Origin of the sequence: Aliiroseovarius sp. S1339 (assembly GCF_023195695.1) — a bacterium.
In the GTDB taxonomy this organism is placed as follows: Bacteria; Pseudomonadota; Alphaproteobacteria; order Rhodobacterales; family Rhodobacteraceae; genus Aliiroseovarius.
The window spans coordinates 36,969-61,650 of the sequence record NZ_JALPQG010000011.1 but is presented as its reverse complement, the minus strand read 5'-3'; the positions used below and the strand labels follow the sequence as shown (position 1 = coordinate 61,650).

27 protein-coding genes are annotated in these 24,682 nt (G+C 58.4%); 13 read left to right on the top strand and 14 right to left on the bottom strand.

Annotated features, from left to right (window positions below; genetic code table 11):
* The first annotated feature begins 35 nt into the window (after positions 1 to 35).
* The 6 genes from scpA to MUY35_RS15355 all read left to right on the top strand — a co-directional run bounded on the left by scpA (position 36) and on the right by MUY35_RS15355 (position 5,556).
* A complete protein-coding gene (scpA, locus tag MUY35_RS15380) occupies positions 36 to 2,162 on the top strand; it encodes a methylmalonyl-CoA mutase (RefSeq protein WP_248370065.1) in 2,127 nt (708 codons plus the stop codon).
* Between the two features lie 66 nt (positions 2,163 to 2,228).
* Complete coding sequence (locus MUY35_RS15375) at positions 2,229 to 2,846, top strand: VOC family protein (protein WP_248370064.1); 618 nt, start codon at positions 2,229 to 2,231, stop codon at positions 2,844 to 2,846.
* Positions 2,843 to 3,316, top strand: a complete 474-nt coding sequence (locus tag MUY35_RS15370) for a GNAT family N-acetyltransferase (RefSeq protein ID WP_248370063.1) — start codon at positions 2,843 to 2,845, stop codon at positions 3,314 to 3,316. Before MUY35_RS15375 ends, MUY35_RS15370 begins: the two co-directional genes overlap by 4 nt.
* Positions 3,317 to 3,478: 162 nt before the next feature.
* A complete protein-coding gene (locus MUY35_RS15365; protein ID WP_248370062.1) occupies positions 3,479 to 4,159 on the top strand; it encodes a molecular chaperone DjiA in 681 nt (226 codons plus the stop codon).
* On the top strand, positions 4,159 to 5,175 hold the full coding sequence (locus tag MUY35_RS15360) for an endonuclease/exonuclease/phosphatase family protein (RefSeq protein ID WP_248370061.1): 1,017 nt from the start codon (positions 4,159 to 4,161) through the stop codon (positions 5,173 to 5,175). The genes MUY35_RS15365 and MUY35_RS15360 overlap by 1 nt, the downstream gene beginning before the upstream one ends.
* A 36-nt stretch (positions 5,176 to 5,211) precedes the next feature.
* Positions 5,212 to 5,556, top strand: coding sequence for a hypothetical protein (locus tag MUY35_RS15355; protein ID WP_248370060.1), 345 nt, complete (start codon positions 5,212 to 5,214; stop codon positions 5,554 to 5,556).
* 24 nt (positions 5,557 to 5,580) lie between these two features.
* On the opposite strand, the gene MUY35_RS15350 is transcribed toward MUY35_RS15355, so the two are convergent.
* Genes MUY35_RS15350 through MUY35_RS15335 form a run of 4 tightly spaced genes read right to left on the bottom strand, consistent with a single transcriptional unit; the run spans position 5,581 to position 11,181 of the window.
* A complete protein-coding gene (locus tag MUY35_RS15350) occupies positions 5,581 to 7,122 on the bottom strand; it encodes a Ppx/GppA family phosphatase (RefSeq protein WP_248370059.1) in 1,542 nt (513 codons plus the stop codon).
* A gap of 50 nt (positions 7,123 to 7,172) precedes the next feature.
* Positions 7,173 to 9,371 carry an RNA degradosome polyphosphate kinase gene (locus MUY35_RS15345; protein ID WP_248370058.1) on the bottom strand — a complete coding sequence of 733 codons (2,199 nt, stop codon included), beginning with the start codon at positions 9,369 to 9,371 and terminating at the stop codon, positions 7,173 to 7,175.
* Between the two features lie 41 nt (positions 9,372 to 9,412).
* Entirely contained in the window at positions 9,413 to 10,096 is a 684-nt protein-coding gene (locus tag MUY35_RS15340) for a DnaA/Hda family protein (protein WP_248370057.1), read from the bottom strand.
* The gene (locus tag MUY35_RS15335; protein WP_248370056.1) at positions 10,096 to 11,181 is read right to left on the bottom strand and encodes an AI-2E family transporter; all 1,086 of its coding nucleotides are present in this window, start codon (positions 11,179 to 11,181) and stop codon (positions 10,096 to 10,098) included. The genes MUY35_RS15340 and MUY35_RS15335 overlap by 1 nt, the downstream gene beginning before the upstream one ends.
* Before the next feature lie 172 nt (positions 11,182 to 11,353).
* Here MUY35_RS15335 and MUY35_RS15330 point away from each other — a divergent pair, with 172 nt between their 5' ends.
* From MUY35_RS15330 to MUY35_RS15320, 3 genes are all read left to right on the top strand, one after another.
* A complete protein-coding gene (locus MUY35_RS15330) occupies positions 11,354 to 11,542 on the top strand; it encodes a hypothetical protein (protein WP_248370055.1) in 189 nt (62 codons plus the stop codon).
* A 125-nt stretch (positions 11,543 to 11,667) separates the two neighbouring features.
* The gene (gene proS / locus MUY35_RS15325) at positions 11,668 to 13,020 is read left to right on the top strand and encodes a proline--tRNA ligase (RefSeq protein WP_248370054.1); all 1,353 of its coding nucleotides are present in this window, start codon (positions 11,668 to 11,670) and stop codon (positions 13,018 to 13,020) included.
* A gap of 140 nt (positions 13,021 to 13,160) precedes the next feature.
* Entirely contained in the window at positions 13,161 to 13,646 is a 486-nt protein-coding gene (locus MUY35_RS15320; RefSeq protein ID WP_248370053.1) for a DUF2937 family protein, read from the top strand.
* Positions 13,647 to 13,670: 24 nt separating this feature from the next.
* On the opposite strand, the gene MUY35_RS15315 is transcribed toward MUY35_RS15320, so the two are convergent.
* The 4 genes from MUY35_RS15315 to MUY35_RS15300 form a co-directional block, all read right to left on the bottom strand.
* Entirely contained in the window at positions 13,671 to 14,393 is a 723-nt protein-coding gene (locus MUY35_RS15315; RefSeq protein WP_248370052.1) for an outer membrane beta-barrel protein, read from the bottom strand.
* A 232-nt stretch (positions 14,394 to 14,625) separates the two neighbouring features.
* Complete coding sequence (locus MUY35_RS15310) at positions 14,626 to 15,702, bottom strand: 5-(carboxyamino)imidazole ribonucleotide synthase (protein WP_248370051.1); 1,077 nt, start codon at positions 15,700 to 15,702, stop codon at positions 14,626 to 14,628.
* Positions 15,695 to 16,183: a 5-(carboxyamino)imidazole ribonucleotide mutase gene (purE, locus tag MUY35_RS15305; protein ID WP_248370050.1), complete on the bottom strand. Its 489-nt coding sequence runs from the start codon at positions 16,181 to 16,183 to the stop codon at positions 15,695 to 15,697. Before purE ends, MUY35_RS15310 begins: the two co-directional genes overlap by 8 nt.
* A 54-nt stretch (positions 16,184 to 16,237) precedes the next feature.
* Positions 16,238 to 16,456, bottom strand: coding sequence for a DUF465 domain-containing protein (locus MUY35_RS15300; RefSeq protein WP_248370049.1), 219 nt, complete (start codon positions 16,454 to 16,456; stop codon positions 16,238 to 16,240).
* Positions 16,457 to 16,622: 166 nt separating this feature from the next.
* On the opposite strand from MUY35_RS15300, the gene MUY35_RS15295 reads away from it, so the two are divergent.
* Both MUY35_RS15295 and MUY35_RS15290 read left to right on the top strand, forming a co-directional pair.
* Positions 16,623 to 17,036 carry an Hsp20 family protein gene (locus tag MUY35_RS15295; protein ID WP_248370048.1) on the top strand — a complete coding sequence of 138 codons (414 nt, stop codon included), beginning with the start codon at positions 16,623 to 16,625 and terminating at the stop codon, positions 17,034 to 17,036.
* Positions 17,037 to 17,040: 4 nt separating this feature from the next.
* Positions 17,041 to 17,280, top strand: a complete 240-nt coding sequence (locus tag MUY35_RS15290; protein WP_248370047.1) for a DUF1150 family protein — start codon at positions 17,041 to 17,043, stop codon at positions 17,278 to 17,280.
* Positions 17,281 to 17,353: 73 nt separating this feature from the next.
* Here MUY35_RS15290 and MUY35_RS15285 read toward each other — a convergent pair whose 3' ends face one another.
* The 3 genes from MUY35_RS15285 to trxB all read right to left on the bottom strand — a co-directional run bounded on the left by MUY35_RS15285 (position 17,354) and on the right by trxB (position 20,690).
* The gene (locus MUY35_RS15285; RefSeq protein WP_248370046.1) at positions 17,354 to 19,066 is read right to left on the bottom strand and encodes a bifunctional sulfate adenylyltransferase/adenylylsulfate kinase; all 1,713 of its coding nucleotides are present in this window, start codon (positions 19,064 to 19,066) and stop codon (positions 17,354 to 17,356) included.
* A gap of 167 nt (positions 19,067 to 19,233) precedes the next feature.
* Positions 19,234 to 19,734 (bottom strand): RES family NAD+ phosphorylase, encoded by a 501-nt coding sequence (locus MUY35_RS15280; RefSeq protein WP_248370045.1) that lies wholly within the window; start codon positions 19,732 to 19,734, stop codon positions 19,234 to 19,236.
* Positions 19,735 to 19,748: 14 nt separating this feature from the next.
* The gene (gene trxB / locus MUY35_RS15275) at positions 19,749 to 20,690 is read right to left on the bottom strand and encodes a thioredoxin-disulfide reductase (RefSeq protein WP_248370044.1); all 942 of its coding nucleotides are present in this window, start codon (positions 20,688 to 20,690) and stop codon (positions 19,749 to 19,751) included.
* A gap of 244 nt (positions 20,691 to 20,934) precedes the next feature.
* On the opposite strand from trxB, the gene MUY35_RS15270 reads away from it, so the two are divergent.
* Complete coding sequence (locus MUY35_RS15270) at positions 20,935 to 21,435, top strand: Lrp/AsnC family transcriptional regulator (RefSeq protein ID WP_248370043.1); 501 nt, start codon at positions 20,935 to 20,937, stop codon at positions 21,433 to 21,435.
* Between the two features lie 67 nt (positions 21,436 to 21,502).
* Here the strand turns inward: MUY35_RS15270 and pgeF are convergent, their stop codons facing one another.
* The 3 genes from pgeF to lgt are packed head-to-tail and all read right to left on the bottom strand — an operon-like array spanning position 21,503 to position 24,251.
* Positions 21,503 to 22,261: a peptidoglycan editing factor PgeF gene (gene pgeF, locus MUY35_RS15265; protein ID WP_248370042.1), complete on the bottom strand. Its 759-nt coding sequence runs from the start codon at positions 22,259 to 22,261 to the stop codon at positions 21,503 to 21,505.
* Positions 22,258 to 23,346, bottom strand: coding sequence for an SAM-dependent methyltransferase (locus MUY35_RS15260; RefSeq protein ID WP_248370041.1), 1,089 nt, complete (start codon positions 23,344 to 23,346; stop codon positions 22,258 to 22,260). Before MUY35_RS15260 ends, pgeF begins: the two co-directional genes overlap by 4 nt.
* Entirely contained in the window at positions 23,343 to 24,251 is a 909-nt protein-coding gene (gene lgt / locus MUY35_RS15255; protein WP_248370040.1) for a prolipoprotein diacylglyceryl transferase, read from the bottom strand. The genes MUY35_RS15260 and lgt overlap by 4 nt, the downstream gene beginning before the upstream one ends.
* Before the next feature lie 92 nt (positions 24,252 to 24,343).
* Between lgt and MUY35_RS15250 the strand changes: the two genes are divergently transcribed.
* On the top strand, positions 24,344 to 24,595 hold the full coding sequence (locus MUY35_RS15250; RefSeq protein WP_248370039.1) for an accessory factor UbiK family protein: 252 nt from the start codon (positions 24,344 to 24,346) through the stop codon (positions 24,593 to 24,595).
* The last annotated feature ends 87 nt before the right edge of the window (positions 24,596 to 24,682 follow it).

The window sequence follows — 24,682 nt, the reverse complement described above, 5'->3', positions numbered from 1 at the left end:
GGATGCGGGCCCAAGACGACGAAAAGGATGATGTGATGAGCGATACAGCCAAGTGGAAAGAGCTGGCCGAGAAGGAACTTCGTGGTCGTGCGCTTGATGACCTGACGTGGAACACGCTGGAAGGGATCGACGTGAAGCCGCTTTACACAGCGGACGACACACGGGATCTGGACCACATGGGCACATTGCCCGGTTTTGGCCCGTTCACCCGTGGTGTGAAGGCCACGATGTATGCAGGACGTCCTTGGACAATTCGGCAATATGCGGGATTTTCAACGGCTGAGGAATCAAACGCTTTCTATCGCCGCAATCTGGCCGCCGGTCAGCAGGGCGTGTCCGTCGCCTTCGATCTGGCGACCCACCGGGGCTATGACAGCGACCACCCGCGCGTGGTTGGTGACGTGGGCAAGGCCGGTGTTGCGATTGATTCCGTTGAGGATATGAAGATCTTGTTCGATGGCATCCCGCTGGACACGGTCTCGGTTTCGATGACGATGAACGGGGCTGTGGTGCCGATCCTTGCCAGCTTCATTGTCGCGGGCGAAGAGCAGGGGCACGACAAGGCGCTTCTTTCAGGCACCATTCAGAACGACATTTTGAAAGAGTTCATGGTGCGCAATACGTATATTTATCCGCCGGAACCGTCGATGCGGATCATCTCGGACATCATTGAATATACCTCGAACGAGATGCCGAAATTCAACTCGATCTCGATCTCGGGTTACCACATGCAGGAAGCGGGCGCGAACTTGGTCCAGGAGCTGGCCTATACGTTGGCTGACGGTCGTGAGTATGTGCGTGCAGCGATCGAGGCTGGCATGGACGTCGACAAATTCGCGGGCCGGCTGTCCTTCTTCTTCGCCATCGGCATGAATTTCTTCATGGAAGCCGCCAAACTGCGCGCTGCCCGTACGCTTTGGCACCGTGTGATGACCGAGTTTGATGCGAAGTCCGACCGCTCAAAAATGCTGCGCACGCACTGTCAGACCTCGGGCGTCAGTTTGCAGGAGCAAGACCCCTATAACAACGTGATCCGCACGGCATACGAAGCCATGTCGGCGGCGCTGGGCGGCACACAGTCGCTGCACACAAACGCGCTGGACGAAGCGATTGCTCTGCCTACGGACTTTTCAGCCCGGATCGCGCGCAACACGCAGATCATCTTGCAAGAAGAAACCGGCGTGACGAACGTGGTCGATCCGCTGGCGGGGTCATATTACGTCGAGGCGCTGACCGACGAGTTGATCACCAAAGCGTGGGCCTTGATGGAAGAGGTCGAAGAGATGGGCGGCATGACCAAGGCCGTGGCCAGCGGAATGCCCAAGCTGCGGATCGAGGAATCGGCCGCCAAGCGTCAGGCTATGATCGACCGCGGCGAAGAAACCATTGTTGGCGTGAACAAGCACAGATTGGAAAAAGAAGACCCGATTGACATTCTGGACGTGGACAACGTGGCCGTGCGTGAAAGCCAGATTGCACGCCTTGAAAAGATCCGCGCAACACGGGACAGCGCGGCCTGCGAGGCTGCTTTGGCCGAACTGACCCGTCGCGCGAAGGAAGGCGGCAACCTGTTGGATGCTGCCGTTGAAGCCGCGCGCGCGCGCGCAACTGTCGGAGAGATTTCTATGGCTATGGAAAAAGAATTCGGCCGCCACCGCGCCGAAGTGAAAACGCTGGCCGGTGTTTATGGCGCCGCTTACGAAGGCGACGAAGGCTTTGCCGCGATCCAGAAGTCGGTCGAAGATTTCGCCGACGCCGAAGGCCGTCGCCCGCGTATGTTGGTGGTGAAGATGGGCCAGGACGGCCACGACCGGGGCGCCAAGGTGATCGCGACTGCCTTTGCCGATATCGGTTTTGACGTGGACGTTGGCCCGCTGTTCCAAACGCCCGAAGAAGCAGCACAGGACGCCATCGACAATGATGTGCATATCGTTGGCATCAGCTCGCAGGCCGCTGGTCACAAGACCTTGGCGCCGCAATTGGTGAATGCACTGAAAGAACAGGGCGCCGAGGAAATCATCGTTATTTGTGGCGGGGTCATCCCGCAACAGGACTATGATTTCCTTTACAAAAACGGTGTGAAGGCGATTTTTGGGCCGGGTACGAACATTCCCGAAGCCGCGCAGGATATCCTGAAATTGGTACGCGCATCCAAAGACTAGGCGACAAGACACTTGCGGCTGGCGGTATTTCCCGCCAGCGTTATCCCAGACCAAAAGGAGACGAGCTTGGCGCTGGGAGAATTTGACCACCTTGTGGTGTCCTCCGCGACCCTTTCCGAAGGCGTGGCGTTTATTGAGGACCTGCTTGGGGTGCCCATGACGGGGGGAGGAGACCACCCGCTCATGGGCACCCACAATGCGCTTTTGTCGCTGGGGCCGTCGGCCTATCTGGAAGTCATCGCGATCAATCCAGACGCACCAGACCCCGGTCGCGCGAGGTGGTTTGATTTGGACTACTTTACCGGCCCGGCGCGTCTGACCAACTGGGTGCTGCGGGTGCCCGACCTAGTTGACGCCTTGCATCGTGCGCCCGACGGCATGGGGATGTCGGTGGAACTGAAACGGGGCGCATATGCTTGGGATATGGCAATTCCAAAGGACGGGCGACTTCCATTTTCGGGATGTGCGCCCGGGATATTATGCTGGAAAGGCGCGCAGCCTGCACCGAACCTGCCAGATCAGGGTTTGCGCCTAACCGCGCTTGATATCACACATCCAGAAGCCGAAGCCCTGTCCGTCGCGCTTGCCCCGCTCGTCGCAGATGACCGCATTTCGGTTCACGCTGGCGCGCCGGGTCTGTCCGCTTGGCTGGATACGCCAAAGGGGTTGGTTGAACTGCCATGATACGACCCGCGACCAAGGCAGACGTGCCAGCCATTCAAGCCCTGTGGAACTTCGCAATTCGCGAAACGCTGATCACCTTCAATAGTGTCGGCAAATCGCCAGACGAAGTGGCCAAAGCCATCGCGGAATTTGACGCCTTTCTGGTTGCGGAAGACGCCGGTCAGGTCATCGGATTTGCAGCCCTTTTCCCGTTTCGTTCTGGCGTAGGATATGCGCAGACCAAGGAACATTCGATCATGCTTAGCGCCGAGGCGCGGGGGCGGGGGCTTGGCCGTGCGTTGATGGTCGCGCTGGAAGACGCCGCCCGAGCGCTTGGTGTGCGGTCGCTGATCGCTGGGGTCTCGGCCTCAAACCCAGACGGCGTGCCGTTTCACGCTGCGATGGGGTTTACCACCGTGGGTCGCGTCAAACAGGCTGGATGCAAGTTTGATCAGTGGCATGACCTCGTCCTGATGCAGAAGTTGCTTTAAACGGTTTCCATCGCGCCGATCAAGGCCGACTTAAATCAAGCGCGGTCACACCACGCCTCGCAAGTCGTTGACACGCAACCCAATGCTTTTGCGATAGGAAACAACGGGTGGGCAATGCGCTTTCTGCTCGTTTTTGCATCGCGGGTTGTGTAACAAGTCCGCATGTCAATCTGGTCCCGCATCACTATCGCGCTGTCCGCACTTGCCAAAGGCGAAGGCCTTTCAGACGTTTTCGCACATCTGCGCACGCCGCCCGAACGCTCGGCCGGGTTTGCGATTGCGGTGATCGCGCTTGGGGCGAAAATGGCGAAAGCCGATGGGCAGGTGACGCGCGACGAAGTGTCGGCGTTCCGTGAAGTTTTCACGATCCCGCACAGCGAAGAAAAGAATGCCGCCCGCCTGTTCAATCTGGCGCGCACTGATGTCGCCGGATTTGAACTGTATGCCCAGAAAGTGGCGGCGATGTTCGGCCCCGATGACCCAGCGCTTTGTGATTTGATGGAGGGGCTGTTTCACATCGCAATAGCGGATGGCGAATACCATCCGGCCGAAGATGATTACCTGCAACATGTGGCTGACATTTTTGGTATATCACCGCGCAAGTTTACGGCCTTGCGCTCGCGCCTTGTGCCGGATGCGCACCCAGACCCCTATGATGTTCTGGGCGTTACATCGGATATGTCGCTAGAGGATATCCGCGCGGTTTGGCGCGACGAAGTGCGTGAAAGCCACCCCGACCGGATGATTGCGCGAGGTGTCCCGGAAGAAGCCGTGAAGCTGGCCGAAAAGCGCCTGATCGCCGTCAATCGGGCATGGGAAGAAATCAGCAAGGATCGCGACTGATGCGCATTGCGACCTATAACGTCGAATGGTTCAATTCGCTGTTCGACGATGATGGGCGCCCCCTCGTCGACGAGCAATGGTCCGGACGGCGTGACGTTACGCGCCGTGCGCAGCTGAAGGCTGTTGGGGTTGTGTTCAAGCTGTTGGATGCGGACGCCGTGATGGTGGTTGAGGCGCCCGATCAGAACAAACGCCGCGACACAACCACCGCACTTGAAAGTTTTGCCGAGCTGTTTGATCTGCGTGCACGTAAGGCGTTGATCGGGTTTGCCAACGACACGCAGCAGGAAATCGCGCTGCTTTACGATCCCAATGTGTTTTCAGCCCGCCATGATCCGAAAGGTGACGTGGGTGGGACCATTGCGCCGCGATTTGACATGATGTTTCAGCTTGATCTTGATACTGATGCGATGCCAGAGCCCATCGTATTTTCCAAACCGCCGTTGGAGGTGGAGCTGACACATAGAGCGACCGGAACCCCGCTGCGCCTGATTGGGGTACACGTCAAGTCCAAGGCCCCGCACGGCGCGCAGGGCGCGGCCGAAATCATGCGCGTGGCGATCGAAAACCGTCGTAAGCAAATGGCGCAGTGCATCTGGATACGCCGCCGGGTGGATGACCATCTGGCCGCAGGCGAGCCGCTGATCGTACTAGGCGACTTCAACGATGGTCCGGGATTGGATGAATACGAAAAGCTATTTGGCCGCTCCGGTGTTGAAATCGTTATGGGCGAAGATGACGCGATCAGTATGTATGACCCACATGCGCGCATGATCCTGACCCATAAGTCCGGCGCGCGCCCAGCTTCGTCGCGGTTTTACATCGCGAAAGAAAAGCGGTTCCTTCAGGCGCTGCTTGATTACGTTATGGTGTCACCGGATCTGGCAGCCAAATCCCCGCGCTGGCGCATCTGGCATCCGTTTGATGACCCGGAATGCTACGCGGCGGACGCACTACGCGAAGCACTATTGACCGCGTCGGACCACTTTCCAGTGTCAATCGACCTTGATCTGTAGCCTTCACATCGCGCAGATCGCGCCTACATATGTCCCATGAAACAGATTGTGAAAACCGCAGTGGTGACGATGGTCACCGTCGCTTGCCTGTCCTCTCCGCTATTGGCAGAGGGCGAGGGAGAAACCTTGTCAGACAACCCCCAGCTATCTGAAGGAACAGAGCTTCTGAACCGCGGCTTTAAGTTGCTGTTGGAGGGTTTGGCAAACGAGGTTGAGCCAATGGCTGATAAATGGGCCGAAGGATGGGCCGAACTGGTCAAGCGTTTCGGCGACATGAACGCCTATTATCCACCCGAGACCCTTCCAAACGGCGATATCATCATCAGGCGTCGAACGCCGTTGGTGCCCGAAGATGAATCGCCAAGTGAAACCGAGCTATAGCCAGAATTTGCCCGCAACCACGCCTTAACGGCGAAGCTTGACGATGCCTTCCGCGCCCAGCGCTTCGGCAAGCGTATAGAAGCGGCCTTCGGCGACCTCGCCAAATAGATCTGTGCCGTTGTTTTTCAGCGTAAGAACAAGCTGGCGCTTCTTCGGGAACCACTTCAGCCCACCCAGTTTTGTCGGGTCATCCATCGTCAGCATGGCGCCAAAGCGCATCGCTTTTCCCAAAACCTCGGCGTGCATGGCACTTTTCTCTGAAAGGATATCAAACAGCGGCTCGAACCGCGAACCTTCGCGCCCGTTTTTGTAACGGTGCAATAACGCCGTCCCCAAAAATACGCGTTCCTGATGGGTCAGGCCGCCAAGGTTTGCGCGGGTGGCGTTGTCAAAACACACTTCGTGCCGGTAATCGGGATGGGCGCGCCAGCTGACGTCGTGCAACAAGCAAGCGGCTTTGATGACCCGCAACTCGTTGGGTTTGGCCGCCTTAAACAGCGGTTGCAGGAAGGTGAACAGGCGTTTGCCAAAGCCCGGAATGCGTGCGTCCTTCTGTTCAGCCACGTAACACGCCTCGATCAGCGGGTCGCGTTTGCGCAGGCGTTCGGGCATCTGTTCATAAAGCAGCCCCTCGCGGATACCATAGGAGCTGACGGCGATCTCTTTCGGGCGAAACTCGCGGACGAGCCGCCGCAGGACCTGCGCGGCAATAGGCACCAGCGCCATCCGGGCAGACGACGTGCCTGTGCGTTGGCGCACCTGTTCCAAATCTACTTCGTCGATCCACTTCAGCGTGGTGATAAGCGATTTGGGCGTCATGCGGTATTCGTGCAAAACTGTCAGGGGATAGCCGCGCCGTTCCATATCCAATCGCGCGATCGCCCGCCAGGAGCCGCCGACCAGATAAAGCCGTTGGTGATCGGTGCCCATGTCATCGGCCAGTTGCTGCACCACACGCGAAATCTCGTCCTTTAGGCCCTTTTTACCGCCCGGTATGCCCGCCAGTTTCAACGGCCCAAGCGGAGAGGTCACACACTTGCCGACTTGACCTTTCGAGATCGCGGCAAGCTCAAGTGAAGATCCCCCGATATCACACATCAGGCCATTTGCCTCCGGCCAGCCTAGAAGCACACCTTGCGCTGAAAACCGGGCCTCTTCTTTGCCGTCGATGACATAAATCTCCAACCCAGTTTCGCGCAGCACGTCAGCACGAAAGTCGGGGCCGTCGCTGGCTTCGCGAACGGCCGCTGTCGCGACGGCGGAGAGCGGCGGCAGGTTCATACTGTCAGCAAGTGATTGAAAACGCTTGATTGCGGCAAGGGCGCGGATGCGACCTTCGGGGTGCAGCCGCCCGGTTTCGAGCAAGCCCGTCCCCAACCCGCAAAGAATCTTTTCGTTGAAGAAATAGGCCGGACTGCGGGCGGCGCCGTCAAAAACCACAAGGCGGACCGAGTTTGACCCAACATCCACCACGCCCACACGGCTTAACGCCCGGACTGAGGGGTCATTGAATAGCGGACGTCCGAATGGCCCCCAGTCTTCGCCGGTCTCGCCGCGTCCGTCCATAGAATATCCCCCATCTGGTGGTGTCAGTCTAGCCGGGCGGTTGCCTGCGATCAATCTTGTGAATGCGCCAATTCCGGTACGTCAGCCGCCCCAGCAGAACCGCGACCCGAAAGCGATGGGTTTTCCATGAAGAACCGGTGGCAGTTGAATGGGCGGTCAACCGCACTGAGGTCGGCGCGCTGGAAGCTACCATCTGGCTGCATCACCCAACTTTGGGCGACATCAGCAAGATTTGCAGCCATCACTTGACTGACGATCTGCGCCTTAACGGTGGGGTTCTGGATTTCGACCAATGTTTCAACACGACGGTTCAGGTTGCGCCCCATCCAGTCGGCAGACGACATGTAAACCCGCGCCTTTTTCGATGGAAGGCCATAGCCGTTGCCGAAACAGACGATGCGCGAATGTTCAAGAAAGCGACCAACGATGGACTTCACGCGGATGTTTTCAGACAGGCCCTTGATGCCGGGGCGCAAGCCACAGATGCCGCGCACGACAAGGCTGATTTTTACACCTGCCTGCGACGCCGCATAAAGCGCGTCGATCACGTCCGGTTCGACCAGCGAATTCATCTTGGCCCAAATCTCGGCAGGCTTGCCTTCTTTGGCAAATTCGGCCTCGGAGTCGATGCGCGCAATCAGTGTCTCTTTCAAATCCAGCGGGGAAATGGCAAGATTTTCAAGGGATTGAGGTTCCGCGTATCCAGACAGATAGTTGAAGACCCGCGTTGCATCCCGCCCCAGCGCTGCATCACAGGTAAACAGGCTAAGATCGGTATAGATGCGCGCGGTGATAGGGTGGTAGTTTCCTGTGCCGTAATGGGTATAGGTCACCAACTCATCGCCTTCACGGCGCACAACTGTCGAGATTTTGGCATGGGTTTTATAGTTAATGAACCCATATACCACATGCGCACCGGCCCGTTCCAGTCGACGGGACTGGCGAATATTTGCGGCCTCGTCAAAGCGGGCCTTCAGCTCGACCAGCGCGGTAACAGATTTCCCGTCCTCTGCCGCTTCACACAGCTCGGTTACAATTGGGCTGTCCAGCGATGTGCGATAAAGCGTCTGTTTGATGGCAACCACATTCGGGTCGCGCGCGGCCAGATGCAGGAAGCGGACCACCATATCGAACGTCTCGTACGGGTGGTGCAGCAACATGTCTTTCTGGCGGATCGCGGCGAACATGTCGCCGTCGTGGTCCTGCACACGCTCCGGCACGCGGGGCGAGAAGCTGGGCCACAGAAGGTCGGGGCGTTCTTTCAGCACAAGCTGGCTCAGGTCGGCCATGCCGATCATACCGTCCACTTCAACAATCTCGTCATCCGAGACTTTCAGCTCGCGCGTGATCATAGACAACAGGCTTGACGGCGCATCCTTGGTGATCTTCATGCGTACCACCTCGCCCCGGCGGCGGCGTTTCAGGGCGGTTTCAAACTCGCGCACCAAATCCTCGGCTTCATCTTCCACTTCTAGATCGCTGTCGCGCAGGATGCGGAAGGCGCAGCTGCCTTTTTCGACATATCCGGGAAACAACGAGCCGAGATGTTCCAGCAGCAAATCTTCCAGCGGCAGAAAGCGGAACTGACCGTCTTGTGCGGGCAGGGGCACGAAGCGATCAATCTGTTGCGGAATGGGCAGCAGGGCTTTCAGTTTCTGCTTGTCCTTCTTGCGCTCAAGCTCCAGGGCAAGCGTGTAGCCAGTGTTCGGAATGAACGGAAACGGGTGCGCCGGGTCGATGGCCAGCGGGGACAACACCGGAAAGACCTGGCTCAGAAAGACTTGGTCCAGACGCGCGCGGTCGGCTTCGGTCAGGTCCTCGCGACGACAAATGGTGATGTCTTGGCCCTGCATTTCGGCGGCTAGTAACTCAAAGACGCCTTGCTGGCGTGCCATTAGGGCGCGGGCGTCCGAGTTGATCAGCTTCAACTGCTCGGTCGGGTTCAGACCGTCAGCCGCGGGCGTTGTCACCCCTTCGCGGGCCAGTTCGCGCAGACCGGCCACGCGGACCGTATAAAATTCGTCCAGATTAGCAGCTGAGATCGACAGAAAGCGCAACCGTTCCAGCAACGGCACGCGCGGGTTTTCGGCTTCTTCCAGAACACGCCAGTTGAAGCCAAGCCAGCTGAGCTCACGATTGAAGAACCGCCGAGGTCCTTCGTATTCTTCGGTGGGAAGATCTTGCGCGGCGGGAAAGCCCGAGGCAAGGAAGTCAGCGAGCGGGATTTGGGGCGTATTTGTCTTGTTCATGGCGACACTCTATCACGCTGGTGAGCGACGGGAAGGTGACGTTATGTCCCTGATCCCAAGTCTTTGTCCAGAACGCGTGCAGCAAGGTTGCGCGTCAGGGGGCGACCTTCGGAAAGGGCGGCGCGGTCCAACTGTGCGACCAATTGCGCTGCGGCGGCAAGCGATCGATCCATACGGGGCAGAACATAATCAATCAGGTTGGCCGGAACCGCAATCTGACGGTCGTCAAACAGTTTGACCAGCACTGCTGACAGCAGCATGTCGTCGGGCGCATCCAGCCGGGCAAGCGTCGTGCCCTCCATCCGGCTTTTCAGATCGGGCAAGCCTATGCCCCAACGCGATGGGGCCGCATTTGCAGTGACCAGCAGCGCGCCGCCTTCGGCCAGAACCAGATTGTGCAAATGAAACAAGGCGGCTTCGGCGGCGGCGTCGCCCGCGATTTTTTCGGCATCCTCAACAGCAACGTTTGCCCCCGCGAAAGCCTGAATGTCGGCCTGCACAAGGGCTGCCGTATCGACGATCTGGGCCGACGATAGAGCTGCCCAGACATGGGTCAAATGGGTTTTCCCGGTGCCATGCGCGCCGACCAGCACCAGTTTTTGGTTGGGCCAGGCGTGCCAACCTTCGATGGCGGCCATTGCCGCCATATTCGATGGGGTGACAAGAAAGTCATCCAGACCCTGCGCCGCATGGGCGGGCAGGTCGAAGGTCAGTTGCTCGGCCATTACTCCGCGTCGCTTTCGTCGATGACTTGTTGGCTGGTCAACCCTTTGTAAAGCCGCCCCTCTTGATACTTGCCGATGAAGAACCGTGCGACGACACCGAAAGACGCCGCCACGGGCACGGCCACCAACATGCCGACGAAGCCAAACAGATATCCGAACACGGACAGCGCCAACATTAACCAAACCGGATGCAGCCCAACCGAACTGCCAACCAGTTTTGGGGTCAAGATGTTGCCTTCAAAGAACTGGCCCACCAAAAAGATGACGGCGACGGCTCCAAGGCTCCACCATTCGCCCCAGAACTGAAACAGGCCCAGCCCGATGGCCAAGGCACCGCCGACAATAGCGCCGACATAAGGGATGAAGGTGATCAGCCCGGCGATGAACCCAACAACCAACCCAAATTGCAGGCCAATCAGCATCAGGGCAACCGCATAATAGGTGCCAAGAACAAGGCAGACCGTCCCTTGCCCACGCACAAAGCTTGCCAGCGTGTGGTCGATATCGGATGCGATCTGACGGATGGCGGGACGGTGATCAAGCGGCAGCAGCGCGTCTATTTTGGCCACCATCCGGTCCCAATCAAGCAGCATGTAGAACGCCACAACAGGGGTCACCACCAGCAAGATCACGATGTTCAGTACGCCCATAGCCGAGCTTAGGACCGTGCCGACAAGCTCTCCTCCGCGTTCCTGAATGGTCTTGCCCAGGCTTTCGAGCGATTGGCGCAGGGTCGAGTCCTGGTCGATCAGAGATGGAAATTTTTCGGTCAGAAACCCTTGCAACTGGCGAAACAGGTCAGGTGCTGCATCGGCCAGCGCCACGGCCTGCGACACCAGCGTCGGCACCACCAGCAAGACCGCGACCACGAAAACCAAGATCGTAAGGACCGAGATGATGGCCGTGGCGACAGCGCGCGAAAGCCCCATGTTTTCAAGGCGATCAGCGATGGGATCCAGAAAATAGGCAATGGCGCCGCCCAAGATGAAGGGCATGATCACATCACCAAGATACCACAGGGCCAGCGCTGATATGGCGATGGCGATGGACCAGTATTTGGCTTGGGTCTGAACGGGTAGGGACATGCGCGCTCCGGATGGTGATGGTTCCTATGTCGCTCAGGTTCCATCGCTTTTCAAGGGCTGGCCTGATGCGGCCGCATACCGCCGAGACCTGAAGTTTGCCCTTGCCCATGCCGCCATCCGCAGGGATTATTGTTGAGGCCGGGCATTTTCCGGCATGCCGAGGGGACCAAAAATGCGCATTATTCTTGCGACCAGCCTTGCTTGTGTTTTGCTTGCCGGCTGCACGGGCCATAAATACGAACCTCGCGAGCCGGGCCTTACCTATTCAGGCGAAGCCGGGGCGGGCGTTGTTTACGAGGACGGCAAGGTCCGACCGCATACCGAAACGAAGCTGACCATCGGCATTGGTGGTTCGATTTAAGCGCCTATGACGCATTGAGCGCGCCGGACCGGTGAAACCGCGTGTTTCGATCAATGCGCGATTGCCCCGCACGCCACGATGTCATAGACCGCTTGGGACGTTTTCGCGATTGAACAGAGGTCCACATGCGCCTGTCCCGCTATTTCCTGCCCGTGTTGAAAGAAACCCCGTCAGAGGCGCAGATCGTCTCGCACCGCTATATGCTGCGTGCGGGGATGATCAAACAGCAATCCGCAGGGATTTATTCCTGGCTTCCGCTGGGTTTCAAAGTTCTGCGCAAGATCGAAAACATCGTGCACGAGGAACAGATGCGCGCCGGTCATATCCCGATGCAAATGCCGACCATCCAATCTGCCGATCTGTGGCGTGAAAGCGGTCGGTATGACGGCTATGGCGAGGAAATGCTGCGGATGCAGGACCGTCACGGTCGCGACATGCTGTTTTCGCCCACCGCAGAAGAGATGGTCACCGACATCTTCCGCGCTCATGTGAATTCCTACAAAGACCTGCCGCTGACGCTGTATCAAATCCAGTGGAAGTTCCGCGACGAAATCCGCCCGCGTTTCGGCGTGATGAGGGGGCGCGAGTTCTATATGAAGGACGGCTACAATTTCGACCTGACGAAAGAGGATGCGTTGCACGCCTATAACCGTCATCTGGTCAGCTATCTGCGCACTTATGAACGGATGGGGCTGCAAGCCATTCCGATGCGCGCGGATTCAGGCCCGATTGGCGGCGACTATACCCACGAATTCCTTGTGTTGGCCGAAACCGGGGAAAGCGAAGTGTTCTATGACAGCGAAGTCACCGACCTGACCTTTGGCGACCGCGATATCGACTTTGATAACGTGGCGCAGTGTCAGGGCGTGATGGACGAATTCACCTCGCGTTATGCCCGCACGGATGAAACCCATGATGCGGCAGAATTTGACAAGGTGCCCGAAGACCGTCGCCGCGTGGCGCGCGGGATCGAAGTGGGGCAGATCTTCTATTTCGGCACCACCTATTCGGACAAGCTGGGCGCGACGGTCGTCGACAAGGACCAGAAACAAGTGCCCGTCCATATGGGCTCGCACGGGATTGGCGTCAGCCGCCTGTTGGGCGCGATCATTGAAGCCAGCCATGACGACAAGGGCATCATCTGGCCCGAAGGCGTGACGCCGTTCCACTGTGGGATCGTCAACCTGAAGCAGGGCGACGACGAGGCCGACGCGGCCTGCGAGGCGCTGTACGAGCAGCTCACCAATGCAGGGCTGGAGCCGTTATACGATGACCGAAACGAACGGGCGGGCGGCAAATTTGCGACGATGGACCTGATCGGGCTGCCATGGCGCATCACCGTTGGGCCGCGCGGGTTGAAAAACGGTGTGGTCGAACTGACCAGCCGCCGCACCGGGGAAAGCGAAGAACTGACGCCCGAGGCCGCGATTGCCAAGGTGATGGCGATTTTCAAGCCGCACCATGTGCGCGGGCTCTGAGCCTGATTGATGAACCCGTTTCAGCGGCGCGCCATAGGGTGCGCCGTTCCTGATCTCGCGAAGCAATTTGCGGCTCCCCTTGACCTCGCTATCTCCCTTTGGGAGTCTGTAGGCAAAGAGCAAACGAGCGGGAAACGCATATGATCCGGGCATTGGCGATGATCGGCGGGCTTTCAGGGGCAGTGGCACTAAGCCAATTCCCTGAGTTTTCGCAGCAATATATGCAGCGGCTTGCAGGTGCGCGAACCGAGTTGAAAGTTGTCACCACAGGGTTCGACCTGACCGCCAAAGCCGCTGGTTATACCCGTGACGAGGCGCTTGAGGAAATGGGCGGGTCGGATTTCCAGAATAACCTGCGCGACCAGATGCAAGTTAACTTCAAGCGATTTGAGCGTCTGGACGCCGCCTATACGTCGCTGAAAGGCACCGAGCCCTTGGCACGGCTGGCAAAGGTATGGCATTTCCGCGAAACGGACCTGGTCAAACGAACATGGGACGATTTCCGGCCAGCGATCCCGGTAACGGCCGACGGCCTGCTGTGCGCTGGGATCGGCTTTGTGGGCGGTTGGCTGTTGGTGTCGCTGATACTGGGCGCGTTCCTGCGTCCGTTCCGCCGCAGGGCCTAAGCACGAAACGGGCAAACTGGATCGTCAGAACCGCAGGTTCAGGCCGACCTTGACCGAATGAAACAGCGGCGTGGCGATCGTGCTGTTGCCCAGCCCGTCTGACAGCGTGTCCTTGCCATAGTTCATATATTCGTATTCGCCGGTGACCGACAGGCGCTCCGTCAATGGCTGTTCAATCCCGAAGCCCAGGATGTAGCCGTTACTGGCATAGGTGTCGTCAATGGCAATGGCACCAGATGACCCGGACCCGGTCACGCTATAATCAAGTTCAGCGCGCGACAGGCCGACGGTACCATACACAATCGAATTCAGAACGGGCCAAACGTAGCCGGCCTTCAGGCGCAATGACAGCGCGTGGTTCAATTTGGTCGTGCCACTATAGCCAGCTGAAGTGAAACTATCCTCGACTTTTCCGCCTTCTACAGCGATCTCCGGGCCAAATATCCACCGATCCAACTGCCAGCGGTAGCCTGCGCGCAAACTGCCCGCCCAGCCGCTGTTGTCATACTGCCCTAGCGTGAGGTTAGGGCCAGAGGTTTGGGTCACACCAATTCGATCACCGCCGCTGAAATTGTAACCAAGCGTGGCCCCGATATAAGCCCCTTCCCAATAGGGTTGATCGTCGGCGATGATCACCTCGACTGGGGCATCAATGACCGGGTCGGACAGGCTGCCAGCAAGGGCAGTCTCGGACGCCAGAAGCAGGGAAAGACAGGCGAAAATTTTGCGTGTGCTGAAATATGGCAACTTACTGATCCACCAACTGAACAATTAACAAGACAGATGTTCTTTAGCCACAAAACTTAGGGGATGGAACACTTTTTTGGGTCATATTTAGTGTTAAGATTACCTGATCCGAGGTGTGCGCTTCGGTTGCGCCAATGCGCAGGCCCGATTGTGGGCGCAGGCTCTTGCACTTAGTTGACAACAACCCAGTCGTCCGCAGGGCGAGGATCAGGCCAGTGATGTTGGAAAGGTGCTATTTCAGGGTCGATGTCACCCGGTTCACATGCCCCATCTTGCGCCCCGGTTTCACCTCGGCTTTACCATACAGGTGCAGTGACGCGTTGGCTTCGTGTGCGATTTCGGGCACCCGTGCCATGTCGTCACCGATCAGGTTTTCCATCACCACATCCGCATAGCGCGACCCATCCCCCAGCGGCCAACCGACGACGGCCCGGATGTGTTGTTCAAACTGATCAACGGTGCAGCCTTGCTGGGTCCAATGGCCTGAATTGTGCACGCGTGGGGCAATCTCGTTGATGATAAGCCCTTGCGATGTAACGAAAAGCTCGACCCCCATGACGCCAACATAGCCAAGCGCATTCAGAACCTTAGCGGCCAATAGAACCGCATCTGTGCGCTGGGCACTCGTCAAACGTGCGGGGACGGTTGTGGTCGCAAGGATGCCATCCTTGTGCACGTTTTCGCCCGGGTCAAAGCAGGCGATATCACCGTTGATACTGCGGGCGGCAATCACGCTGACTTCGTGGGTGAAATCGACAAACCCTTCCAGCACGGACGGTGCACCCTGCATGTCGGAAAAGGCCGTGTCGATCTGATCAGGCGACATGATCCGGGCTTGTCCTTTTCCATCATATCCGAAACGACGGGTCTTCAGAATGGACGGCGTGCCGATCAGATTGATCGCGTTTTGCAGGTCATCAAGAGTTTCGACGTTTTTATAGGGTGCGACCGCAATTCCAAGGCGAGACAAGAAGTCCTTTTCGGTCAACCGGTCCTGACTGACCCGCAGCGATTCGCGACCGGGCCGAATGGGCCGGTGCTGCTCCAACGCGTCCAGTGCGGCGGTGGGGATATTCTCAAACTCGTAGGTGATCACATCGACCGAGGCGGCGAATGCTGCAAGCGCCGCAGTGTCGTCGTAACCTGCCGTGGTGATACGGTCTGCCACCTGACCGGCGGGCGGGTTGGTGCCCGGCTCAAAAATGTGGGTTTTGAAACCAAGGCGAGAGGCCGCAACCGACAGCATACGGCCAAGTTGGCCACCGCCAAGGATACCAATCGTTGCGCCGGGGGAAAGGGGCTCAGTCATCTGATGGCTCGTCCGGAATCGAGGCTGACAGGGCGTCGCGCCAAGCATCCAGCCGCTTCGCAAGTGCCGGATCTGACACCGCAAGGATACCTGCAGCCATCAAGCCTGCATTGGCAGCTCCCGCTGCGCCGATGGCCATGGTGGCGACCGGAAAACCCTTCGGCATTTGCACGATGGAATAAAGGCTATCGACACCCGACAATGCGCGGGTCTGCACAGGCACGCCGACAACAGGCACGCGGGTTTTGGAGGCCATCATCCCGGGAAGATGCGCGGCCCCACCTGCGCCAGCGATAATCACGTGAAGCCCACGTTCCGCGGCGGTCTTGCCGTAAGTCCACAGTCGATCCGGCGTACGGTGGGCCGAGACGATTTTCGCCTCATAGCCGATGCCCAGCTCGTCAAGAATTGTGGCGGCTTCTTTCATCGTGAGCCAGTCGGACTGGCTGCCCATAATGATCCCGACTTTTACATCTGTCATGGTGACCTCGCGTCTTGGAAGCCCGCTTTATAAGGGGATGGGGCCGTGATGCAATCAGGCAATGATATCCGGCGTCAGTTTGTCTTCGATCCGGGCAATCTTGTCTTTCAATGCAAGCTTCTGCTTCTTCAGACGTCTAAGACGCAATGGGTCAGCATGGCCGCTTTCTTCCAGCGCATGAATCGCGTGGTCCAGATCGCGATGTTCGGCGCGGAAAACCTCTAGCTCCACCCGAAGCACATCTTCGGTTTTCATCTCTTTGGCGTTGCTCATCTATGGGGTCATTCTTTTTTGCTCGTGCATCCACAGCTTAACGCCAAGCGCGCCCCAAGGCCAAGAAAAAGGCGCCTCTTGCAAGGGGTGCTGACAGCCCCCATATCTTCCACACGGTCGCCAAATTTGGGGCCCTCAAACGTGTCGCTTCTTTAAGGACGTGTCGATGACAAAGATGAATTTGGGAACGCATCCCTTCCTGCTGGGGTTTGAACAGCTTGAACGCATGGTCGAACAGGCCGCGAAAACCGGCAAGGATGGCTATCCCCCCTTCAATATCGAACAGGTTAGCGACCTTACCTATCGCATCACGCTTGCGGTGGCCGGGTTTGCCGATGATGACCTGTCGATCACAGTCGAGAACGCAAAGCTAGTGATCCGTGGGTCGCAAGGCAACCTCGGGCCAGATCGCGTGTTCCTGCATCGCGGCATTGCAGCGCGCCAGTTTATGAAAAGCTTCGTTCTGGCCGATGGTGTCGATGTTAAAGGGGCGAAGACCGAAAATGGGCTTCTGCACATTGACCTAGAACGCGCCGAACCCGAGCGTCTTGTGCAGACCATCCAGATCAAGAAGGGGTGAGCAAATGAACCATAAAATATCTTTTGGACAATTCGAAACTGGCAATATTGTCTATGTGAAGGCGGTCGCGATTGATGACCTGCCAGATGCCATACAGGACGAAGCCCGCGCGCAAGCAGACGGTGCCGATACGCTTTATGCCGTGCACCGCGAAGATGGAGAACAACTGGCCTTGGTCGTTGATCGTGAATTGGCCTATTCGCTGGCCCGACAGAACGATTTCTCGCCGGTGTCGATCCACTAAGCCATGCTGAGCCACTGATCCAATGAAGAAACCCGGGGAATGCCCCGGGTTTTTGCTTATTTGTTGGGTGGTGTCAGCCCCGGATCAAGCCCATGTTTTCGAGCTTCAACAGAACCTGGTGGGCGCAGTTGTCCACGTCCACATTTTCGGTCTCAACTCTGAGTTCGGGGTTTTTCGGAACATCGTAGGGGTCCGAAATGCCCGTGAACTCTTTAATCTTGCCTTCGCGCGCCAGTTTATACAGCCCTTTGCGGTCACGGCGTTCGCATTCTTCGATCGAGGTGGCGACATGCACTTCGACAAACGCGCCGAATGACTCAATATCTTCGCGAACCGCGCGGCGGGTCGTGGCATAGGGCGCGATCGGTGCGCAGATGGCGATGCCGCCGTTCTTGGTGATTTCAGACGCGACATACCCAATGCGGCGGATGTTCAGGTCGCGGTGTTCTTTTGAGAAGCCAAGCTCGCTTGACAGATTCTTACGCACGATGTCGCCATCAAGCAGGGTGACGGGGCGGCCACCCATTTCCATCAGCTTGACCATCAAAGCGTTCGCGATGGTCGATTTGCCCGAGCCGGAAAAGCCGGTGAAGAACACGGTGAACCCTTGTTCGGCGCGCGGTGGTTTGGTCTTGCGTAGTTCTTCGACAACGGCGGGGAAGCTGAACCATTCCGGGATTTCCAGACCTTCCGACAGGCGGCGGCGCAGCTCGGTGCCCGAGATATTCAGGATCGTCACGTCGTCCTTGTCTAAAATCTCGTCCGCCGGTTCGTACTGTGCGCGGTCCTGCACATAGACCATGTGTTTGAAGTCGACCATTTCGATACCCATTTCGTCCTGATGCTTGCGGAACAGGTCTTGGGCGTCATAGGGGCCATAGAAATCTTCACCAGCTGCGTTTTTGCCGGGGCCAGCATGGTCGCGACCAACAATGAAATGGGTGCAGCCGTGGTTTTTGCGGATCAAACCGTGCCAAACCGCTTCACGCGGGCCGGCCATGCGCATGGCTAGGTTCAGAAGGCTCATCGTTGTGGTGGCGGCGGGGTATTGATCCAGCACCGCCTCGTAGCAGCGCACGCGGGTGAAGTGGTCGATGTCGCCCGGCTTGGTCATGCCAACGACGGGATGAATTAGCAGGTTGGCCTGTGCTTCCTTCGCGGCGCGGAAGGTCAGTTCCTGATGCGCACGGTGCAGCGGGTTGCGGGTCTGGAACGCCACGATGCGACGCCAGCCCAGCTTGCGGAAATAGGCGCGCAGTTCGTTCGGCGTGTCACGGCGGCCACGGAAATCGTAGTGGATGGGCTGCTGAATGCCGACAATCGGGCCACCCAGATAGATCTTGCCAGCGACGTTATGCAAATAGTTCACCGCAGGGTGCGTGTCGTCGTCTGCACCAAATACCTTTTCGGCTTCGCGGGCCTTGTTCGGTTCCCAACGATCGGTGACGGTCATCGTGGCCAGAATCACGCCTTCCTGATCGCGCAAGGCGATGTCTTGACCCAGCTCTATTGTATCCGCGAAGTCTTCCGAAACGTCCAGCGTGATCGGCATCGGCCACAGCGTGCCATCAGCCAGCCGCAAGTCTTCTACAACACCATTATAGTCCGCTTCGGACAGGAAACCTTTAAGAGGGTTGAACCCACCATTCATCAGCAGTTCAAGATCACAGGTCTGGCGTGGGGTCAGATCGTGGCTGATCAAATCGACTGCATCAGCCTTAAGCTTCTGAGCGCTTTCGTACGAGACATAAAGCTCCGGAATGGGAGCGAGGTTCGACAATTCCATGCAATTGACCTTTACCAAAATGAGTATAACGGACCACGTCCGGGTTAGCGGGCGTTTAGACCCGAAAAGGGGCCTGTTTCAAGCACGCGCAGTGGCATTTTACGCTTTAACGGCGAAATGCGGCTATTTTGCCTATCAATTCGCGCCAATGAAGACCCGTTTCCTTGCTAGGTGATGGTTTGTGGGTTCCAAATTTCCGGGTTGCCCGCGGGCGGTACAGTTGGCGCGTTGGCATCGTTCCAGCGAAACAATGTCAGGTGGGTCAGGTCAGTTCGGCCGCGTGACGGCGTGAGCAACCCGTCAAACCCCTTGTCGCGAACCTGATCGCTGACGCCCCATGTCGGGGGGTGGATGCCGTGCGCGTTCAGGTCGGCCCAAAACACATGCATTTCGTTCAGGCTTGTGCCAACGGCAGCGCGCGTGGAAGGGTCGCGCAGGTCGATGATCCGCGCGTCCGCGACGTCAAGCGGAAAGATGCCGCGGGGCGTGTCGTTTGGTTGCAAACAGGCTTTCACCGCAACTTTACAGCCCTCCGGTGCGTCGGACAGGTAAAGGGCAGGTTGGCTGCTGTGATGCCAGCGCCCGTTGGTGGCGCGAGCCGGGGAAAGAAGCCGATCTTCCTGCCCCAGAAACGCGGCGCGCCAAAAGCGCCCTGTCAGATGGGTCACGTGACCCGCAAATGTCACTCTTGTTCAGCCAGAAAATGCTCGGCTTCCAGTGCGGCCATGCAGCCCATGCCTGCACTCGTGACCGCCTGCCGATATTTGTGGTCGGTCAAGTCGCCTGCTGCAAAGACGCCCGGGATTGATGTGGCGGTCGAATCCGGTTTGGTCACCACATAGCCGCCCATATGGGTTTCCAGCACGTCTTTGACCAGTTCGTTGGCGGGGGCGTGGCCGATGGCGATAAAGACGCCCTTGGCGGGTATTTCCGTCATCTCGCCGGTTTTCACATGCTTAACGCGCACGCCTGTTACGCCCAACGGGTTTTCGTCGCCGACAACCTCTTCCAGCGTGTGATCCCAGAGCGTGACTATTTTCTCGTTCTTCATCAGCCGGTTGATCAGGATTTTTTCAGCGCGCAACTCGTCACGGCGATGGACCAGCGTGACTTTCGACGCGAAGTTTGTCAGAAACAGCGCTTCTTCTACCGCCGTGTTGCCGCCACCGATAACGACGATTTCCTGCCCACGATAGAAGAAACCGTCGCAGGTGGCGCAGGCTGATACGCCGAAGCCTTTGAACTTCTCTTCACTGTCCAGCCCCAACCATTTGGCGCGCGCACCAGTCGCCAGAATGACCGCATCGGCCTTATAGATCGTGCCGCTGTCGCCTGTTGCGGTGAACGGGCGTTCGGAAAGGTCCAGATCAGTGATCAGGTCGCCAATGACCTCGGTGCCCACTGCCGACGCGTGCGCTTCCATCTTGACCATTAGGTCAGGGCCTTGGATCTCAGTCTCTCCGGGCCAGTTTTCGACTTCGGTGGTTGTGGTCAACTGACCGCCGGGCTCCATCCCCTGAACAAGGATCGGCTCCAACATGGCACGCGATGCGTAAACGGCAGCGGTGTAGCCAGCCGGGCCGGAGCCGATGATAAGGACTTTGGTATTGCGAGTTTCGGACATGCGGATTTCCTTGAGCATTCAGGGTTCTCAACGCATATAAGGTGACCTGCCGCTGGTGGAAAGCCCGTGTGCGAACAGAAATGTTTGTGACTTTGCTTTGACTCTGCGGGTTGGTTTAGAAATTATGTTGCGCAATGGCGAAAGATTGTTGCGTATTTGATCGGCCAGCGGTAATCTCTGCGCAATTTCCAATGACAAGTCTGGTTCTTCCGGGATCAGTGCGCCCTCCTGAAAAGGTTCATCAATGTCTGTAAGCAAACTTGACCCAATTGATCGCATGATTCTTGCCGAACTGCAGGCGGATGGTCGCATGACGAATGTCGAGCTGGCAAAACGGGTGGGCATCTCGGCCCCGCCTTGTCTGCGGCGTGTTCGCACGTTGGAGGAGCAGGGATTGATCCGCGGCTACCACGCCGATGTCGACGCGCGCGCCCTTGGGTTCGAGGTGCAAGTGTTTGCCATGGTCGGGCTTGTCAGCCAAGCCGAAGCTGATTTATCCGCTTTCGAAAACCAGTGTCGCGGCTGGTCGCTGGTTCGGGAATGCCACATGCTGAACGGCGAGGTGGATTTTGTTTTGAAATGCGTGGCGCCTGATCTGTCGACCTTCCAGACTTTCCTGACTGAAGAGCTGACAGCGGCGGAAAATGTGGCGTCCGTGAAAACCTCTCTGGTCATTCGCGGCGCGAAGGACGAACCGGGCGTGCCCTTTGATATTTTGGAAGCGCGGATGGGTGAAGCGCACTAACTATCGCGCTTCGCTGAAATGACCCCCAAGGCCGCCAGATGGGCGGCTTTGTTGTTTCTGCGGGGTCTTACAGGCGAATGGCCGAGATCAAACGCCCATAATCTGATTCTTTGCGGTGGCAGCTGCGACGGTAGGAATAGAAGCGGTCAGGGTCTGAATAGGTGCAGTGGCGCACCCATTCTGCGTGACCGACGCCAGCTTCGCGCAGCCGATGAAGGCCGAAGCTTGGCAAGTCAAACATCGGCCGATCGCCTTCGCCGCCCGCGAAAAAGCGGCCATAGTCTGGGTTTTCGTCCATGAAACTGTCGAAGAATTCTGGGCCGACCTCATAGGCGCGCTGGCTGATTGTTGGGCCGATAATGGCGGTGATATTTTCGCGTGTGGCACCCAAGGCGAACATGGCGTCCACTGTCGCCTCCAGCACGCCGTTAACTGCGCCTTTCCAACCAGCATGGGCCGCGCCGATGACGCCCGCAGTGTGGTCGGCAAAAAGAACCGGCTGGCAATCTGCGGTTAGGATCGTCAGGGCAAGGCCGGGCGTGGCTGTGACCAGCGCATCCGCCTTGGGGTTTTCGCCGTTAATCGGTCCGTCCACCACCACCACATCGGGCGAATGCACTTGATGGACGCCACACAACCTGTCGCCGTCCACCCCCATCGCGCTGGCCACGCGGTCGCGGTTGATCAAGACCAGTTCGGATTGATCCTGACTGCCCGTGCCGCAATTCAAGCCAGCATAGACACCCGAAGACGCGCCCCCCCGACGGGTGAAGAACCCGTGTTTCAACGGTGCAAGGGCGTCTGCGGTGATGATTTCAAGGGTCATGCGGGGTCAGCATTGGGCAAATTACGGGTGAGGCCGGGCAGATCGGGCGCATCTACGCGAGTCAGACCCAGCACTTTAAAGAGCGTCCCCATTTCATCGGGGTGCGTCAAGCGTCGGTGTGCCTTGATATGGGCGTCAAGCGCATCGCCGCTGAGGTTTGAGGCTAAAGTCTGTGCGCGCTGTGTGATGCCCAGCCGTTCAAGGAATATGCCTTGGGGGGCCAGTAGGTGCGGCGACAGTGGCTGGGCCGCGCGCACCAGCGCCTCGAAATCTACATGTACGGTCAAGTCCGCCGCGCCGGGGGCAGTGAACGGGTCAACGTGATCATGCGTGGCGACGGCCTGCAACGTGTCGCCTAGCGACCGCCAGTCGCCATAGTCAATGATCAGTGCCGCGCCGCCATGGGCGTCAATCCGCGCTGCAATCTCGCCAAGGATGGCGGTGGCGGCCGGGCACAGTTCGACCACGTCGCCATCGCGTGTGTCTTCCAGGCGAAACGCAAGGTCGCGCACGGGCAGGGGCGCGGTCGTTCCGACTGTCAGCTTGCCGTCGTCTAGTCCGACCTGACGTTCGCGCCAGCCCGCCCCGTCGCGTTGGAACTGGTGGATGGGCAGGGCGTCGAAGAACTCGTTTGCCACAAGAAACAGAGGGGCATCGGGCAGGGAGGCGATGGTGTCGTGATGGGTGATCGCGTGTGGGGCAAGGGCTGTGGTTTGCGCGGCCCTCAACACCGGAGACATTTCAACCAGATGAAGCTTTGCCGCCGCGTGAAACCCCGTGCCCCCCTTGGTGGCGCGCAGGATATCGGCCATCAGCGTGCCGCGTCCCGGCCCAAGCTCGGCCAGTGTAAATGATGCGGGCGCGCCCTGATCCAGCCACGCCTGCGCCAAGGCCAACCCCAGCATTTCGCCAAACATCTGGCTGATTTCTGGCGCGGTGGTGAAATCACCTTTGGCGCCCAGCGGGTCGCGGGTGGTGTAATACCCGTGGGTGGGGTGCATCAGGCATTCGGCCATGTAATCGGCGATCGAGATCGGGCCAGTGGCCGCAATCCGGCGGACCAATATCTCGGCAAGCGGGGTCATGGCGCACTTGTTCTTGGTGTGCGCTGCGCGGCCCAGACCAAGGTGACGATCCCGATGGCGATCATCGGCAGCGTCAGTGTCTGCCCCATCGTCAGTCCCCAGTTGCCAAACTGGATCACATGACCCAACGGGTTGTCGAACGTGATGAACTGCGCATCCGCCTGCCGGAAAAACTCGACCGTGAATCGGGCCAGCCCGTAGCCAAGGAAAAACAGCCCTGTCAGCATCCCCGGCCGTTTCAACCACCCGCGCCGGAACGCGAGGGTCAGAAGGATTGCGGCCAACACCAGCCCCTCCAGAATAGCCTCGTACAGTTGGCTGGGATGGCGGGCGCAGGCCCCAAGGGCGGCGTCCCAAGCGGGGCAGGTCTGCGCGGCGTCGCCGGGAAAGATCACGCCCCAGGGGGCCGTGGTTGGGCGGCCCCAAAGCTCGGCATTGATGAAGTTCGTCACGCGCACCAGACCGATGCCAATTGGTGCGGCGATGGCCATGAGGTCAGCAAGTTTAGCCACCGCGATCCCATGCTTGCGCGCAAACAGCCACGTGATGGCGATGATGCCAAGAAACCCGCCGTGAAAGGACATTCCGCCCGTCCAAACCTTGAGGATGTCCAGCGGGTTTTCTATGAAATACGCCGGATCATAGAATAGCACGTAACCCAGCCGCCCGCCCAGAACGATGCCGACGATCGCCCATGTGGCAAGGTCTTCCAGTTGCGGCCGCGTCATCGGGGCGTCGCCGCGCCACAATGCAGGCTTTGCAATGGCGCGCGCGATGATCCACCAACCGATTGCAATACCGGCCAGATAGCCCAGCGCATACCAGCGCAGGGCGAAGGTGAAAGTGCCGATATCGACCGAGAAGATCTCGGGCGATATGGCGGGAAATGGGATAGCTAACAACATGGCGCATTCCTGACCCCGACAGACGGGGCAAGTCAACCTTGTCTCTGCACGCGGATATCCCCATATAGAGGACAACAAGCGAGGAGATGCCGATGCAGACGCGGAACAAAATTCTGGACGATATGTCCCAACTGATGACCAACGCCATGGGCGTGGCGCAGGGCGCGAAGGACGAAGCTGAGACAGCAATGAAAAGCTGGATGGACCGCTGGTTGGCGGATCGTGATTTCGTGACCCGCGAAGAATTCGACGCGGTGCGGGCGATGGCCCAAAAGGCGCGCGAAGAAAACGAAGCGCTGAAGGCCCGTCTGGACGCGCTTGAGAAAAAGAAAACCAAGAGCTGACGGTTTTGTGACGAGGTTCCAAAGCCCGCTGGCCCCGCGTGGTCTGGCGGGCTTTGTCTTTTTGTTGCAGGTAGAAATGCCTTAGCG

Coding starts and splice junctions, on each gene's coding strand:
- scpA (WP_248370065.1), top strand. CDS start 36: ATGAGCGATACAGCCAAGTGGAAAGAGCTGGCCGAGAAGGAACTTCGT.
- MUY35_RS15370 (WP_248370063.1), top strand. CDS start 2,843: ATGATACGACCCGCGACCAAGGCAGACGTGCCAGCCATTCAAGCCCTG.
- MUY35_RS15365 (WP_248370062.1), top strand. CDS start 3,479: ATGTCAATCTGGTCCCGCATCACTATCGCGCTGTCCGCACTTGCCAAA.
- MUY35_RS15360 (WP_248370061.1), top strand. CDS start 4,159: ATGCGCATTGCGACCTATAACGTCGAATGGTTCAATTCGCTGTTCGAC.
- MUY35_RS15355 (WP_248370060.1), top strand. CDS start 5,212: ATGAAACAGATTGTGAAAACCGCAGTGGTGACGATGGTCACCGTCGCT.
- MUY35_RS15350 (WP_248370059.1), bottom strand. CDS start 7,122: ATGGACGGACGCGGCGAGACCGGCGAAGACTGGGGGCCATTCGGACGT.
- MUY35_RS15345 (WP_248370058.1), bottom strand. CDS start 9,371: ATGAACAAGACAAATACGCCCCAAATCCCGCTCGCTGACTTCCTTGCC.
- MUY35_RS15340 (WP_248370057.1), bottom strand. CDS start 10,096: ATGGCCGAGCAACTGACCTTCGACCTGCCCGCCCATGCGGCGCAGGGT.
- MUY35_RS15335 (WP_248370056.1), bottom strand. CDS start 11,181: ATGTCCCTACCCGTTCAGACCCAAGCCAAATACTGGTCCATCGCCATC.
- MUY35_RS15330 (WP_248370055.1), top strand. CDS start 11,354: ATGCGCATTATTCTTGCGACCAGCCTTGCTTGTGTTTTGCTTGCCGGC.
- proS (WP_248370054.1), top strand. CDS start 11,668: ATGCGCCTGTCCCGCTATTTCCTGCCCGTGTTGAAAGAAACCCCGTCA.
- MUY35_RS15320 (WP_248370053.1), top strand. CDS start 13,161: ATGATCCGGGCATTGGCGATGATCGGCGGGCTTTCAGGGGCAGTGGCA.
- MUY35_RS15310 (WP_248370051.1), bottom strand. CDS start 15,702: ATGACTGAGCCCCTTTCCCCCGGCGCAACGATTGGTATCCTTGGCGGT.
- purE (WP_248370050.1), bottom strand. CDS start 16,183: ATGACAGATGTAAAAGTCGGGATCATTATGGGCAGCCAGTCCGACTGG.
- MUY35_RS15300 (WP_248370049.1), bottom strand. CDS start 16,456: ATGAGCAACGCCAAAGAGATGAAAACCGAAGATGTGCTTCGGGTGGAG.
- MUY35_RS15295 (WP_248370048.1), top strand. CDS start 16,623: ATGACAAAGATGAATTTGGGAACGCATCCCTTCCTGCTGGGGTTTGAA.
- MUY35_RS15290 (WP_248370047.1), top strand. CDS start 17,041: ATGAACCATAAAATATCTTTTGGACAATTCGAAACTGGCAATATTGTC.
- MUY35_RS15285 (WP_248370046.1), bottom strand. CDS start 19,066: ATGGAATTGTCGAACCTCGCTCCCATTCCGGAGCTTTATGTCTCGTAC.
- trxB (WP_248370044.1), bottom strand. CDS start 20,690: ATGTCCGAAACTCGCAATACCAAAGTCCTTATCATCGGCTCCGGCCCG.
- MUY35_RS15270 (WP_248370043.1), top strand. CDS start 20,935: ATGTCTGTAAGCAAACTTGACCCAATTGATCGCATGATTCTTGCCGAA.
- pgeF (WP_248370042.1), bottom strand. CDS start 22,261: ATGACCCTTGAAATCATCACCGCAGACGCCCTTGCACCGTTGAAACAC.
- MUY35_RS15260 (WP_248370041.1), bottom strand. CDS start 23,346: ATGACCCCGCTTGCCGAGATATTGGTCCGCCGGATTGCGGCCACTGGC.
- lgt (WP_248370040.1), bottom strand. CDS start 24,251: ATGTTGTTAGCTATCCCATTTCCCGCCATATCGCCCGAGATCTTCTCG.
- MUY35_RS15250 (WP_248370039.1), top strand. CDS start 24,344: ATGCAGACGCGGAACAAAATTCTGGACGATATGTCCCAACTGATGACC.